This window comes from Agathobaculum butyriciproducens (assembly GCA_003096535.1).
GTDB classification, from domain to species: domain Bacteria; phylum Bacillota; class Clostridia; order Oscillospirales; family Butyricicoccaceae; genus Agathobaculum; species Agathobaculum butyriciproducens.
The window spans coordinates 1-13,608 of record QEKJ01000015.1 but is presented as its reverse complement, the minus strand read 5'-3'; the positions used below and the strand labels follow the sequence as shown (position 1 = coordinate 13,608).

Here is a 13,608-nt window from a genome sequence, read left to right as displayed (position 1 = left end):
AGTAGAACGCTGTTTTTGAGGGAAAAGGTGTTCTGTATCGCCTAAGTGATTTTCACGCGCTGCAAGCCCTGTAAATCAAGGCTATTTTCGCCTTATCGCGTAACAAGGGCGCGCCGTTTCCTCATGCGCTCCGCTGCCTGCCTGTTCGTGATACGCTTGCGGCAGTCCGGGCAGTATTTGACGCTGTTTGACCTTGACGCAAAGAACGCGCCGCATACGGTACAACGCTTTTTATCCTCGGTCTTAAAAAGCTCGGCATACAGGAGCTTATCAAGGGGAAGTACGGCAATCCGAAACCATTTGCAAAGCAGCGAATAAGAGATAAGCTGCGGGCATACGCACTCGTCCCCGTCGTCAAGTAAGATACAATGTCCGTTATCGCAGTTGCAGCACTCCCGGCGCACAAGGGAATTGACTTTCCGGCTTTGGGGCGGCGAAAGCCGCTTTATGCTGCTCATACTTCCTCTGCGGCGTAAATGGCAAGCTCCGCAAATTCTTCCTCGGTCAGCGCGTCCACTTTGGAAAGGGCGCGCTTTGCCAGTTCCCGCATATCCGCGTCCATGTAGGGCAGCGTGGCGTTGATGTTCTCCGTAAGCTGCGCCTTGCTTCCCTCATGGTAAATGCTCAAAAGGTTTGTTTCCTCAACGGTAAATCTGTTCATGCTCATACCTCCAAATCGTGATTTTTTGTTTTCGCTGCGGCTTTCTTCTGTGCCTTTTCCTTATCCGCTTTAAGCTGCGCCCGGATAGAGGGCTTCTTTTCCTGCTTGCCCTTGCCGCGCTCCTTATCGGCTTTGACCGCGTTAGCCAAATCAACAAGGGAAATCGTTTCTCCTGCCTTAACCTTTGCTTCCAGTTCGTCAACGCTCGGCGTATTGTTGATAATCCCGTCAATCATGTTTTCGTTTTGCTCAGTGGTCTGCTCGGCTGCTTTCAAGGGATTTTCCCGCTGTGCCTGTTCTGCGGCTATGGCAAACGCCCGCGTCCCGTTTCCCATGACTAAATATTTTCCGTCGTCGGATTGATGATGAAAGCCATATCCGGCGGCTTCCATTTGTTCGCGGCTCATATCGGTTACATAGAAAGTACCGCGCGGCGTTTTAATTGTTTCGCCTGTTTCCAACTCGTCGGGCGTAAGCTGCTTTTGTTCCTGTAAAAACTCCGGCACACTCTTATAGCCGAAGCTGTCTACATAGTGGGCGGTGTCCTGCCCGTCCTGATGAAGCACAACCACGTCGGAAACGGAAAGGCTGTGTCCCTTAAAGTCTTTGGGGTGGTCGATATTGAAACGGGTATAAATATCTTCAAGGGAAGTCCCCGGCGTAAGCTCTGCGGAATAGATAAGCTCATAATTCGCCTTATCAACCACATTTCCCGTCACCTGCAGGCGGTCGTATGGCTCAAAGCGCAAGTCCCGCGTTTCGTCGCCATGCTTTAGCTGATAAATGGAATAGGTGTCTTTGTCCTGTTCGGCGGTCTTTGCTGTTTCCTGTGCCTTTGCGTAAAGCTCCTTGACCTGTCCCTCGGTCAGTTCGCCGCTTTTGAGTTGCCCCATAAGCTCGCGGCATTTCTGGGGCGTTCCCGTGAAAAGTACCGCGCTCATTTTTGCCCGTCCGTTTTCCTGCGTTACATAGGCTTGCAGCAGATAGGTGTTATCTTTGCTGTCGCTGTAAGGATTGCGGCGCACCCGGTAAATTGTTTCCGGGGTAAAGGCTGCTTTCTCCTGTGCGGGGGCTTCCTGTTTCGGCTGCTCCGGCGCGGCGGTTTCCTCTTTGTCCGGCTGCTCCTGTCCGGCGGTCTGCTCCATATCCTGCGCCTTTGAAAGCTCTGCTAATGTTTCGTCAATGGAATTGATAATCTCGGCGGCTGCGCTGCGGATTGTTTCAAGGGAGCTTTTCAGTTCGGAAAGCTCGCGGCCGCGTAGGCGGGTATCGTGATTTCCTTTTCCTCCGTAACCGGCTTTCCGTCTTTCCCAATAATCGGCTGCTGCGTGTGGGGGTCGATTTTCTTCATTTCTTGTTTGACTTTGTAAGGCGACGGGGCAATGATTTTAATTCCCTTTTGCCCTTTCATCACGTTTCGTCCAAAATTGTTTTTCCATGCGGAAAAGCCCGCCACAAGGGAAGCGTCCGGCTTCTGCATGGCGATAAGCAGCGTATTGTTAAAGCTGTAATTATGGAATTTTGACATGACGCGCAGATATTCCCGGTAACGCTCGCTTTCAAACAGTTCCGTTATGCCCTGTTCCAGACGGTCGGTAATCTCTTTCAATTTCTCTGCGGGCTTCTCGCTCGTCAGCACGATAGGGATAACCGGGCGCGGCTCCTGCGGCTGCTCTGCGGTCTGTGCTGTTTTCTGTCCCGGCGCGGCTGCGTCCATTTCTACCTTTGACGGGTCGGGGCGTTCCGGCTGCGGGAAGCTCATAACCTTATATTCCCTCGGTATGTCGCTTTCCTTGCCGTTGTACCACTCCGTAAAGGTGTTCTTGTTGTTGTAGATATAGCCCTGTTCGGTAAAGCGTCCTCCGTCATTGATAGCAGCGTCCCGCCCGTAATCCTCATACATGAAATACTTTTTTGCTTCTTCGGGCAGTTCTAATTCGTCCAGTTCGTCGATAAGGTAATAGCCGTAATCTTCCTCGTTCTGTACGGTGGGATAAAGCCAGTAACAGTCAAGGTTTTGTGCAAGGTTGATAAGGTCTTTGATATTTCCGGCGCGTTCCCCAAGAGTTACCGCCGCCGTAAACTTGTTCCTGTCCTCGTCGCGCTGCATGGAAAGCAGATTGCCTAAGTAGTTCAGTTCGTCAAGCCCCGCGCTCTGGATAACGGGAAGCGGCACGTCAAAGGGCTGCTGCTCGGTGTTCATAAAACCGTTGATAAGAAAGTCCTGCGGGTTATCCGCAGTAATACCGACACGCTGCATAGCTTCGTGAAGCTGCTCCTTTGTGGTCGGCATGGAAAGCCACACGCCGCCCGGTTCGCTTGTTTCAAAGCGGGTGCGGCTGTCGATAAGAATGGAAAATTGTTCGCTCATGTATTCGCTCCTTTCTGAAATGGCAGCGTAAACGCTGCGCGTTGGTGGTTACACTCCTAAATACAACGCACCGCCTGTTCTGCCAAAGATTTTGAAAAAATGTAGAGGGTTTGGGAAACTTCCCAACAAGAAAAATCCCCCGCAATCGTCGTCAGACGAAAACGGAGGATTTACGGAAGTGGGTACCCGCTTCCTATGCTTGCTATTCAAGTTATTTCTTCTTCGGTAGCTCAATCTTATAGTTGACGTACTTCCCGCCCGTATCGGCTAAAACAACCGTTCCGTCGTAGGTTTTGCCTGTTTTGGGAGAGTACAGCCCTTTGACTTTCACTTTGCCGGATTTCAGAAGTGCGGCGGCAATCTTCGGGGAAAAGGTTACTTTCCTGTCCTCAAAAAAGCGGTCATTCTTCCACATGACAAAAGCGCAGTCCCGGTCAGAGCAGTAATAGTTTTTCTTGCCCTCATGGACGGGGGAACCGCAGCGGGGGCATTTGCCGATTTCCGGCTTTTCCGTTTTGAAACGCTCCTTGTCGCTGTCGGAAAGGAACGGATAGGATTTCACAAGCTCCCGCGCCATAGCTTCAATGCCGGATAAAAATTCGTCGGGGTCGGCTGCTCCCTTTGCTATCTGCGTCAGATTGTTTTCCCATTCTGCGGTCAGCTTCGGGGAAGTGAGATTGTCCGGCAAAATGCACACAAGGTTATTCCCGTCTTTTGTGGGGGTAAGCTGCTTTCCCTTGCGCTCCACAAAACCGCTGCTCACTAACTTTTCAATGACAGCGGCGCGGGTGGCGGGCGTTCCAAGCCCTTTCCGTTCTGCGTCCGGGTCGGTGTCCTCATTTCCGGCGCGTTCCATAGCCGAAAGCAAAGACGCTTCATTGTGGGGCTTCGGGGGCGTTGTGTCGTGTTCCGTTACCTTTGCTGCGGGATTAGAAAAGCTCTGTCCCTCGGTAAGCTCCGGCAGCGTTCCGTCTGCGCTGTCCTCGTCGTCTGCTTCGGGCTTATCTTTCAGCGTTGCCCGGTAGCGGCGTTCAAGGTCTTTCCAACCGCCCGCAAGCACCGTCTTTCCCCTCGCGGTAAAGTCGGCTCCGGCGCAGGAGAAAACCGCCGTAACCGTTTCAAAACTGTGCGGCGCGGCAGTAGCGAACAAAAGACGCGCCCCCGCAAGGGTAAGGATATTCTTTTCGCTTTCCGGCAACGCGGCAAGGTCAGTCTTTGCAAGCTCCATAGTGGGAATGATTGCATGGTGGTCTGATACCTTTTTGCTGTTCAGCACCCTTGCAATCTCCGGCGAAAATCCCACACCCGCCATAAAGGGTAGCTTTCCGCATAACAGAGCGATAACCTTTGCCGCCGTTTCCTCCATGTCGTCGGTCAGATAGCTGCTGTCCGTCCTCGGATAAGTAAGCAGCTTCTTTTCATACAGGGCTTGCGCCAGGTCAAGGGTCTGTTTCGCGGTATACCCGAAAATACGGTTTGCTTCCCGCTGCAAAGAGGTAAGGTCAAAGAGCTTCGGCGGGGCTGCGGTTTTCTTTTCCCTCACAAGGGAAGTGCAGACAGCCCGCGACGCTTCGCAGGCTGCTTTCAGTTCCTTTGCTTCCTCTGCGGCGCAGATCTTCCCGCTTGCGGCTTCTGCGCCGGATAAATTAAGCCGCACATGGTAGTATTTTTCTTTCTTGAAAGTGCTGATAGCAGCGTCCCGGTCTACAAGCATTTTTAAGGTCGGTGTCTGGACGCGCCCCACGTTCAAGGTGCGGTTATACAGGCAGGAGAAAAGGCGGGTGGCGTTAATGCCGATAATCCAGTCAGCCTTTGCGCGGCAGAGGGCAGACGCAAAGAGCGCGTCATAGTCCCGCCCGTCCTTTAAGTTCTCAAAGCCCGCCTTGATTGCGCTTTCTTCCATTGAGGAAATCCACAAGCGGCGCATAGGCTTCTTGCACCCGGCGACTTCATAGACAAAACGGAAAATGAGTTCTCCCTCGCGCCCCGCGTCGCAGGCGTTGACGACTTCGGAAATGTCGGTGCGGTGCATGAGGTTTTTTAAGGTCGCAAATTGCTTTCCCTTATCTGCGGAAACGGTATACTGCCATTCCTGCGGCAAAATCGGTAAGCTGTCATAGCTCCATTTTTTGTACTGCTCCCCATAGGCGGCAGCGTCGGCAAGCTGTACCAAATGCCCGACGCACCACGAAATAAGATATTTGTCGCCCTCGATATATCCGTCCTGTTTCTTCTTTGCCCCAAGCGCGGCGGCGATAGTCTGCGCCACGCTCGGCTTTTCAGCGATAACTAAAATCAACTAAAGTTCCTCCTTTCCGCGTTCCGGCTGTGCGCCCTGTTTCTCCTGTACCTGTTTCAGACAGTAGCCCACACAAGGGGTCTGCTCTTTATAGGGGCAGGAAGCGCAGGCCGGGGATTTGAAAACAGGCGGCGCATTGTCGCGCCGCCCGCATGGTCGTTGTATCATCATCTTTTCAAAGGGATTGTCGGTAAACAGGGTCATGCGTCCTCGTCCTCCGTTTCATCTTCGGAAACGTCCCCGTCTGCGTCGTCCGGCTCCGGCTCGTCCTCGTCGTAGTCCTCAAAATCAAAGTCGTCAAGGTCGGTGCCGCCTTTCACACTCGGCTTGTTCTTCACAAACTTAAAGTAATAGAACGCGCCCCCGCCGCCAAGAAGTGCCACGACAAGGAAAAGCACAAGCCCGCCCGTATTGCTTTTTTCCTGCGGCTGCTCGGTTACTTCCTCCGGCTCCGGCTCGGCTTCTTTGCCGCTGCAAGCGGTCATGTTCGTAGAGCATACCGGGCAGGACGTATTGATTTTCCCGGTTTCGCATTTCTCCGTACAGGTGCAGACAGCGGGTGTCTGCGCCTCGGTGCTTTCCCCGTCCTCCAAGAGCGCGAAAAGGTCTGCGTCGTCTACTTGATTTAAGAAATGTACGGTGTTTTCGCCCTCGTCGTCCCGGTCAATGAGGATATAAAAATAGTTCCCGGCTTTGGTAGTAACAGTGATAAGCTGCTTATTGCCGCCGAAATCGTCAACAAGGGTCGCGTTCCCCTCCGGCGTAAGGGGTGCGGTTTCTTCGGGTTCCTCATAGATAACGCCGCTGTCGTTGGTCGCGTCAGCGGCGGGCTGCTCCGGCGTTTGTGCAAAAGCGGTAACGGAAAAGCCGCCCATGAGCATAAGGGCGGCGCAAAATGCGGTCAGCGTTCTAAGGATTTTCTTATTCATTCTCGGTGTCCTCCTGTTCTTCGTCATAGTCTGCGGTTTCTTCGGGAACGGCGGCAGCCATGCCGGGAATACCGCCGCCGGATAACATAGCGTTAAGCTCTGCGGGGGTTAAGCGCATGGAGCGCACAAGCTGTACGATTTCAAGGTTTTCCGCTTCGGTTTTCTGCGCTTCCAGTCCTTTCAGCTTGTTCTGATACTCTGTGATTTTCTCGCGGGTTTTCTGGATTTCCCGGTCGATACGTTCAATCTTACTCATTGCCATAATGTCAATACTCCTTTCATTTTTGCGGTTAGTTCCAGTTCATCAGCCCGTACCCTTTGATACAGGCATAGTCTAAGGGATAGCTTTTGATTTTGCAGGCGTCGCCGGAATTGCCCTCAACGGTATAAACGCGGCTTCCGTCTGTGCCGATAACAAGCCCTACATGGTCTGCGCTTCCGTCTAAGTCCCAGTCGAAAAAGATAGCGTCGCCGGGGGCGATATTCTCATAGCCCCGCGCTCCCCATTGCCCGCGTGAGGTAAACCACGGAATACCCTGTGATTGACAGGCGGCAAAACGTGGCTCGGATAAGCCCATTTGCCCGTAGCACCATGACACAAAGCAGGCGCACCACTCCACGCGGCTATTAAAGCCGTACCAGCTCCAATAGGGCTGCCCGCCCACGTTGCCGACTTGCCGCTTTGCAAGGTCTACAATCGCGGTATTGCCGGGGCGCGTTCCGTTTACAAACTGTACGCCGCTTAAATCCTCGGACGCGGAAACGTCGGGAGAACCGCCGCCGAAAATCAAGGGCTTGTTGCCGCTTGTTTCTAAGTACACCCGGTACATTTCAAGCTGTTCTACGGTCAAAAGCTCCGATACAAAGCTGTTAATCGGTTTGTTTGTCAGCTTGACATTGAGAATGTAATAGTTATAGGGTACTTCAACAGTATAGGTATCGCTGTGGCTGTTCCCGTCCTCGTCCGTCCATGTGTCGGTGCGGGTTTCGGTGCGGTAGCGCACTTCGATTTCTTCCGTCAGTGTCAAGGTGTACTGCTTATCAAAGACGCGGTTTAGCTCTGCCTGTGCGCTTTGGGGCGTGTAGCTCTGTAAAAGGGCGGTAAGGTAAGAAGCCAGTTCATGCGGGTTATGCCCGATATTGTCAAGGTCGTAGCGGTATTCATCATAGCCGGGATTGTCGCGCTCGATATTGTCAATCCGCTGCTGAAGCTCGGTTTCCTTTGCGGCGTAGTTGTTTTCCGTCGCCACAAGGTCGCTATCCTCCGACGTGTAGGACGTTCCAAGAACGCCGTTCATCATGCCAGAAAACATAGCCCCGCAGGAAGAAAGCCCCGCCGATACCATAATGAATAAGAGCAGCGCGGCAACGGCGATACAAACGCCCGCCGGGTGCCTTGCCACAAACGCCGCCGCTTGCCTTGTTTCCTCGGCGGTTTTCTTCGCTGCCTTGCGGGTATTCTCGGCGGCTTTCTTCGCGGTAGCTGTGCCGCCCGTCTTTGCTGCCTTAACATACTGCCGCTTGATTTGCCGCTTCTGCATGAAACGGGATAGGGGGTTACTTGTAAGCTGCGGGTTCTCATGCAGCGTCTTGTGGTACAGGTAATTGACGTTTGCTTTCTCCGCTGCTTTTTCAGCCTTTGCCGCCGCCCGGTAGGGTTTCAGCTTGTGGCTGCGGTAGCCCTCCCGAATTTTCCGCGTCCCGTACTTTGCGCCTTTCTCCGCTAATTCCTCGGATTTATGCGCTCCCTCCACGCCGGAATTATCCTTTTCCACGGAATGTATCTTGTTGTGGACGAAAATACCCGCTTCCTGCGCGGGGCGGGATAGCGGGTTACTGTGGGCTTTGCCGCCGTTTATCGGCTTTTCCTGTTCGGTAAAGCGTAAGCGGGTCTTTGCCTTTCCTGTGGCTTCGTCAAAGGTGCGTTCCTTGACAAGTTTCTTTTCTTTGGGGATAGCTGCCTTTGCTGCGTCCAGACGGTCGGCGGCTTCGTTGGATTTTCTGATGTACTTTTCAAGCTCCGGGGTAGATAGTTCTTCCTCGGTAAACTGCAAGCGGGAAGATTTCTCTTTTACCGTAGCGTCGCGCTGTGCTTTGTGCGCTGCCTTTTTACTCGCTTTCCGGGTCTGGGCTGCGTCGATACGTTCTATGACGCGCTCGGCGGTGGCGGTGTCCTGCCTGTGGGGAAGCTCCGGCGTAAGGGGAAGCGGGGAAGCGTCGGGAGAAACAGGGGGTAGCTCTGCCGCGTTCTGCGCCGCTATTTCCTGTGCGGCCTGCGGCTCCGGCTGCTCCTGCGGTCTTGAAAAATCCGCTTCCCGTTCCCGGCGGCTCACACGCTCGGCGGTTTCTTTGGTTTCGTTGACCTCGATAAGCCCGTCGCGGGTCATTTTCTGCGTGATTTTATCACGCGGCTTATATTGTCTTATGGCTGCACACCTCCAATCCGCGCCCTTGCAAGGGCGCAATACTCAATATTCAGTTCGATACCGATATAGTGTCGGTCAAGGCTTTTTGCGACTGCCGCCGTTGTGCCGCTGCCTAAAAAGGGGTCTATGACAACGCCGCCTTTCGGACAGCCCGCCAGTATGCACGTTTCCGCTAACTTCGGGGGATAGGCGGCGAAATGCCCGCCGCTGTACGGTACAGTATTGATAAGCCACACGTCCCGCTTGTTCCTCATGGTCGGTATGAGGGCTTCGTCATAGTAGCCGCCGCTTCTTGTGCGGTTGATACCCTGTACTTTCCCTTGTCCGGGTACTTCATCAGCGTACTTATGTCCCGCGCCCCGCCCGGTGCGGTAACGCGCCGCTGTTGTGGCAGCGATAGGCTCCGCAATGGCGGCAGCGTCATAAAAGTATTTCTTTGACTTCGTAAGCAAAAAGATATGTTCATAGCAGCGGCTCGGTCGGTCTTTGCAGCTTTCCGGCATAGGGTTTTCTTTCTGCCAGATAATATCACTCCGTAAATACCACCCGTCAGCGCGTAGGGCAAAGGCAAGCAGCCACGGAATACCGATTAAATCCTTTTGCTTGCAGCCGGGAACGCGGGCATTTTTCGCGGTCTGCTGTCCGTTTCTGCCTTTCGGGTTCTTCGGGTCGGCATAGTAGCCCTTATGCCCTGTTCCGCAATAGGTGTCTGCGATATTCAGCCAAAAGGTACCGTCGGAACGCAAGACGCGCTTTAGCTCATGGAATACGGCAACAAGCCTTTCGATATATTCCTCCGGCGTGTCCTCCCGCCCAATCTGCGCGTCAAGCCCGTAGTCCCTAAGTGCATAATAGGGCGGGCTTGTAACGCAGCAATTCACGCTTTCGTCGGGCAGTTCCCTAAGAGCAAAGAGCGCGTCGCGGTTGATGATAATGTCCGTCTTTAATCCCTCTGTCATGCTTCGCTCACTTCCTCCGGCTTCGTCGTCATTACCCGGTAAAGCTCGGTGTCTTTCGGGAAGCGGTCTACAAAGGGCAGCACCACGTTTCCGTAGAAGATAAGTCCCTCGCCCGCTTCGGTGTGGGTAACGTACTTCATCTGCTGCGGGGAAATGTTAAGCTGCTTTGCAAGGATAGCCCTATCTCCGGCAGCTTGATTGAGCATGAGGACAAAATCAGAGTTTTCAAAGATATTTTCCACTTCGCGGCTGCTAAGTAAGTCTTTGACGTTCTGCGTAATGGCTGTGGGTATGCCGCCCCACTTTCTGAAACGCTTCCAAATCTCAACAGAGTAAGCGGCGGTCTGTTCCTCTTTCAGAAGCAAGTGAAATTCGTCCATATAGTAGCGTGTGGATTTCTTTTCTGCCCGGTTGACCGTTACCCTGTTCCATACCTGGTCCTGCACAATGAGCATACCTAACTTTTTAAGCTGCTTTCCAAGCTGTTTAATATCAAAGCAGACAAGGCGGTTTGAAAGCTCTACATTCGTCCTGTGGTTGAATACGTTAAGGCTTCCCGATACATAAAGCTCCAACGCCGACGCGATCCGCGCCGCTTCCGGCTCCGGCTGCCGTAAAAGCTCGTCGTAGAGGTCGCCCAAAATCGGCATATTTGCCGGGTCGGGGTCTGCCAAAAACGGGCGGTACACATTTCTTACAGCGCGGTCAATGACCGTCTTATCAATCGGCTGCAAGCCCTCCTTGCCGCCAATGACAAGCTCACACAAGGACAGGATAAAATCGGATTTCAGCGCAAGGGGGCTGTCGTCCTCGCTGTAATTTAAGTTAATGTCCATAGGGTTGACGTACTGGGGCTTTCCGTCAATGCCTTTGCCCGTAGGCGACAAACGGATAACTTGACCGTTAAGCCGTTGCACAAGGGAGAAATACTCGGCTTCCGGGTCGCAGATGATAATATCGTCGTCGGTAATGAGGAAAGCGTTTGTCATTTCCCGTTTCGCCGCAAAGGATTTTCCGCTTCCCGGCGTTCCCAAGATAAGCCCATTCGGATTTTTAAGCTGCTTGCGGTCGCAGAGTATCATGTTGTTTGAAAGAGCGTTCAGCCCGTAATAGAGGGCTGCGCCCGTCTGGAAAAGCTCCTGCGTGATAAAGGGGATAAAAATAGCGGTGCTGCTTGTCGTCAGTCCTCTTTGAATAGGGATAAGGTTTTCCCCAAGAGGGATAGAGGACATAAGCCCCGCTTCCTGCTGATAGTCAAGGCGCGTCAAAGCGCAGTTATATTTCTGTGCAATGCCCGCCGCTGCGAAAATGTCATTTTCCAGTTTCCGCTTCGTGTCTGCCATGTTGACGACAAGGAACGTGAGTAAGAACATTCTTTCATTCCTGCTCTGTAAATCCTGCAAGAGATTTTTCGCTTCGCTGCCGAAAGTGGCAAGGTCGGACGGGATTATATCCATGTCGTAGCCGCTGCGTACTGCTTTTTTCTGTTCCTCAATCTTCATCTTGTCAAGGTCAGTGATTTTCCGCTTGATAGTCTTGATAGCTTCGGTCTGGTCGATACTGCGGATATGCAGATTGACGATAACGCCCGTTTCCAAGTCCAGAATGTCGGCAAGCATACGGTCATTCAGTTCCGGCGCAAGGATTTCAAGGAATGATACCGCGCCTATTTTTCTCCCCATGCGGAAGTAACGTCCCTCGCCAAACTGAAAAGAGGACGGGGCGATAAAATCCTTTGTGGAAAGCCCAGACGGGGCAAGCCATGAAAAATCAAAGCGGAACGGCTCGCCCTCCGGGTGGAATACGCCATGCAGCACGTTCAGCCGTTCATAGCCCGTCATAGGACGCGCCGCCGCGCCCAGTACCTTAAAATTGTTAAGCACGTCGGTTTCAATACGGGCAAGCCGCGCCTTTGCCGCTGCCGGATTGTCTGCTTCGATACTGAATGTGATGTACTTGTGCTTGACAAGCCCGTTGTTGCCTTTGGAAAGCTGATTTTTCAGCATATCCGAATACTCGGTGCGGATAGAGTTGAAAGCGTCGTCCTGCGCCGGGATATTGATAGCTTTCTCTGCCTGTTCCCGCTGCGTCCCTTGATTGATGAAAGAAAGCTGCACCGAAACGGAAGCGTCAAAGTAGTTTAGAAAATCGCACCAGTTTTCAAAAATGGCGGTCTTATCGTCTGCCTGTGCAAGCTGATAGTTAATATCTTCAAAGGCAATGGATTTACTGTATTTCTTTTCCGATACCTTGCATATCCCGTCCGGGTACATTTGAATGTAGGGGATTGTCTGCTGCGCGGTGTGGGCTTTCCCGTCGCCCTTTGCCTGCCGGATAACCTCGGCAATCTGCTTTTTTTCGGCGCGGGAGAGCTTGCGGGGCGGGTTAGCCCCGGCGTTTCTTTTTCCCGCTGCCTTTTTTGTAGGTTCCTTTTGCAATCGCTGATACCTCCTTTTCCAATTTTCTCTGCCGTTCCAATACGGCGTATAAATTCTGTGTCTGATAGGGTCGCTCTTTGGGGGCAATGAATTTTGTCTGTATGATGTGCTTTGCCACCACTTCAAGGGGCTGCCCGTGTTTCTCATACATGGCGAACAGGAAACAGGGCAGCATAACCGCAATCATTACCACCGACGCAAGGCTTGTGCCTGCGCTGTCTTTGAGCAAAAAGAAAAGCGGAAGTCCTAAGATAAGGGCAACCGCAAAACAAATGATTTGCCGTTTTGTAAGGTTGAAAGCAACCTTTGTCTTGACTTTGGATAAGTCTTTCGGTACGGGTACATACGCCAAGCGAAAACCTCCTTTCTGCGGGGAAAAGCCCCGCGTGTCTTTTAATGTGCGTTGAATATGGATTTTGCCAGTGCGCCGGATTTGAACAGAGAGAAGCAGAGAATAACGGTGTAAGCTGCAAGGGAGAAAATCGCGCTGTGCAGGTTATCCGCTATAATCATGCTGTTTACCAAAACCGCATAAATGCCGACGCATACCATAATCAGAAAGCCTTGAAAACCGATAGCGAACAGGGCTTTTAGGTAGTTGTTTCCTATCTGTCCCCACTCTCGATTTGTCATTGTTGCAAACGGGATAGGCGATACCGAACAATAAAGGTAAATTTCTATCATTCTGCCGTAGAGGATAACGGTTATCAGTACGGACATGATTTTCATGCACAAGCTCACAAGGCTTGTTTCCATGACAAGTAAGAGCAGTTCGGGGATTTCCATTGCTTCAAGCCCGTCTTGCATGGAGCCGAGGGCGGCGGCAACATCTATATTTGTGCTGCCGCCGATTACCCCCGACGCGCCGGAAACAACGTGCTGCGCCATATCGAACACCGCCATAGTAATATCAAAGGTGTGTGTAACAAGATAGACCGCTACAAACGCCTTAAATACCCACTTAAAAAACATGAACGTGTCAATATCGTGCATATTGTTCTTTTCCGTTACCATGCTGATAAGCTCGTAGCATAGGACATAGGTAATGACAAGCCCCGCAATCGGGACAATCACGTTTTCACTAAGCGCGCGTATCATGGAAAATACGTTTGCGTTCCACGCTTGCGGGGTCCTGCCTACCTCTGCGGCGATAGTGCCGACTTTTTCGTTTACGTCCCCGAACATAGTTGACAGATTACCGTTAATGGCTCCGATAAGAATTTCCTTTATCCATTCGTTAATCGCGTCAAGTATGCTCTGCATAAGCCTTTACCCGCTTATCTTAACCGAACAGCCCGGAAAGCAGCGGTACAAGGGTCATGCCGATAAGGGCAACACCGCCCCCGGCCATTAACTGTTTCATCCCCAATTAGGTGTAAAAACTCTGCTCGATGGCGGGCGGCGGCGTACAAAAAATCTATATGGTGTTGTTAAGAGAACCGTCCCGGCGGGACAGGTCAGGCAGTGACCTGTTCCACCTCCGGGATGGGTTTGAGATTAAAATGAATTTCGATAGAAATGTGTC

At 52.3% G+C, this 13,608-nt stretch carries 11 protein-coding genes and 3 pseudogenes; all 14 read right to left on the bottom strand.

Annotation, left to right across the window (positions count from 1 at the left end):
* Positions 1–92 precede the first annotated feature (92 nt).
* The 14 genes and pseudogenes from C7386_RS10180 to C7386_RS10120 all read right to left on the bottom strand — a co-directional run bounded on the left by C7386_RS10180 (position 93) and on the right by C7386_RS10120 (position 13,434).
* Entirely contained in the window at positions 93–458 is a 366-nt protein-coding gene (locus C7386_RS10180) for a cysteine-rich VLP domain-containing protein (RefSeq protein WP_087361291.1), read from the bottom strand.
* The gene (locus C7386_RS10175; protein ID WP_116705463.1) at positions 455–661 is read right to left on the bottom strand and encodes a transposon-transfer assisting family protein; all 207 of its coding nucleotides are present in this window, start codon (positions 659–661) and stop codon (positions 455–457) included. Before C7386_RS10175 ends, C7386_RS10180 begins: the two co-directional genes overlap by 4 nt.
* Before the next feature lie 2 nt (positions 662–663).
* Positions 664–1,473 (bottom strand): annotated as a pseudogene (locus C7386_RS13985) (YodL domain-containing protein); the annotation flags it as partial.
* Between the two features lie 446 nt (positions 1,474–1,919).
* Positions 1,920–2,297: pseudogene (locus C7386_RS13980) on the bottom strand (ArdC family protein); the annotation flags it as partial.
* 258 nt (positions 2,298–2,555) lie between these two features.
* Positions 2,556–2,954: pseudogene (locus C7386_RS13975) on the bottom strand (antirestriction protein ArdA); the annotation flags it as partial.
* Between the two features lie 289 nt (positions 2,955–3,243).
* Positions 3,244–5,331, bottom strand: a complete 2,088-nt coding sequence (locus C7386_RS10165; protein WP_116705462.1) for a DNA topoisomerase 3 — start codon at positions 5,329–5,331, stop codon at positions 3,244–3,246.
* 200 nt (positions 5,332–5,531) lie between these two features.
* Positions 5,532–6,260, bottom strand: a complete 729-nt coding sequence (locus tag C7386_RS10155; protein WP_116705460.1) for a DUF4366 domain-containing protein — start codon at positions 6,258–6,260, stop codon at positions 5,532–5,534.
* On the bottom strand, positions 6,253–6,522 hold the full coding sequence (locus tag C7386_RS10150) for a DUF4315 family protein (protein ID WP_116705459.1): 270 nt from the start codon (positions 6,520–6,522) through the stop codon (positions 6,253–6,255). The genes C7386_RS10155 and C7386_RS10150 overlap by 8 nt, the downstream gene beginning before the upstream one ends.
* Before the next feature lie 28 nt (positions 6,523–6,550).
* Positions 6,551–8,647, bottom strand: coding sequence for a CHAP domain-containing protein (locus tag C7386_RS10145; protein WP_116705458.1), 2,097 nt, complete (start codon positions 8,645–8,647; stop codon positions 6,551–6,553).
* A 35-nt stretch (positions 8,648–8,682) separates the two neighbouring features.
* Positions 8,683–9,645 carry a DNA-methyltransferase gene (locus C7386_RS10140; RefSeq protein WP_116705457.1) on the bottom strand — a complete coding sequence of 321 codons (963 nt, stop codon included), beginning with the start codon at positions 9,643–9,645 and terminating at the stop codon, positions 8,683–8,685.
* Entirely contained in the window at positions 9,642–11,993 is a 2,352-nt protein-coding gene (locus C7386_RS10135; protein ID WP_437124098.1) for a VirB4-like conjugal transfer ATPase, CD1110 family, read from the bottom strand. The genes C7386_RS10140 and C7386_RS10135 overlap by 4 nt, the downstream gene beginning before the upstream one ends.
* Positions 11,994–12,030: 37 nt before the next feature.
* Positions 12,031–12,435, bottom strand: a complete 405-nt coding sequence (locus tag C7386_RS10130) for a PrgI family protein (RefSeq protein ID WP_116705455.1) — start codon at positions 12,433–12,435, stop codon at positions 12,031–12,033.
* Positions 12,436–12,476: 41 nt separating this feature from the next.
* On the bottom strand, positions 12,477–13,346 hold the full coding sequence (locus tag C7386_RS10125) for a VirB6/TrbL-like conjugal transfer protein, CD1112 family (RefSeq protein WP_116705454.1): 870 nt from the start codon (positions 13,344–13,346) through the stop codon (positions 12,477–12,479).
* A 19-nt stretch (positions 13,347–13,365) separates the two neighbouring features.
* On the bottom strand, positions 13,366–13,434 hold the full coding sequence (locus tag C7386_RS10120) for a Maff2 family mobile element protein (RefSeq protein ID WP_015524261.1): 69 nt from the start codon (positions 13,432–13,434) through the stop codon (positions 13,366–13,368).
* Positions 13,435–13,608: the final 174 nt, after the last annotated feature.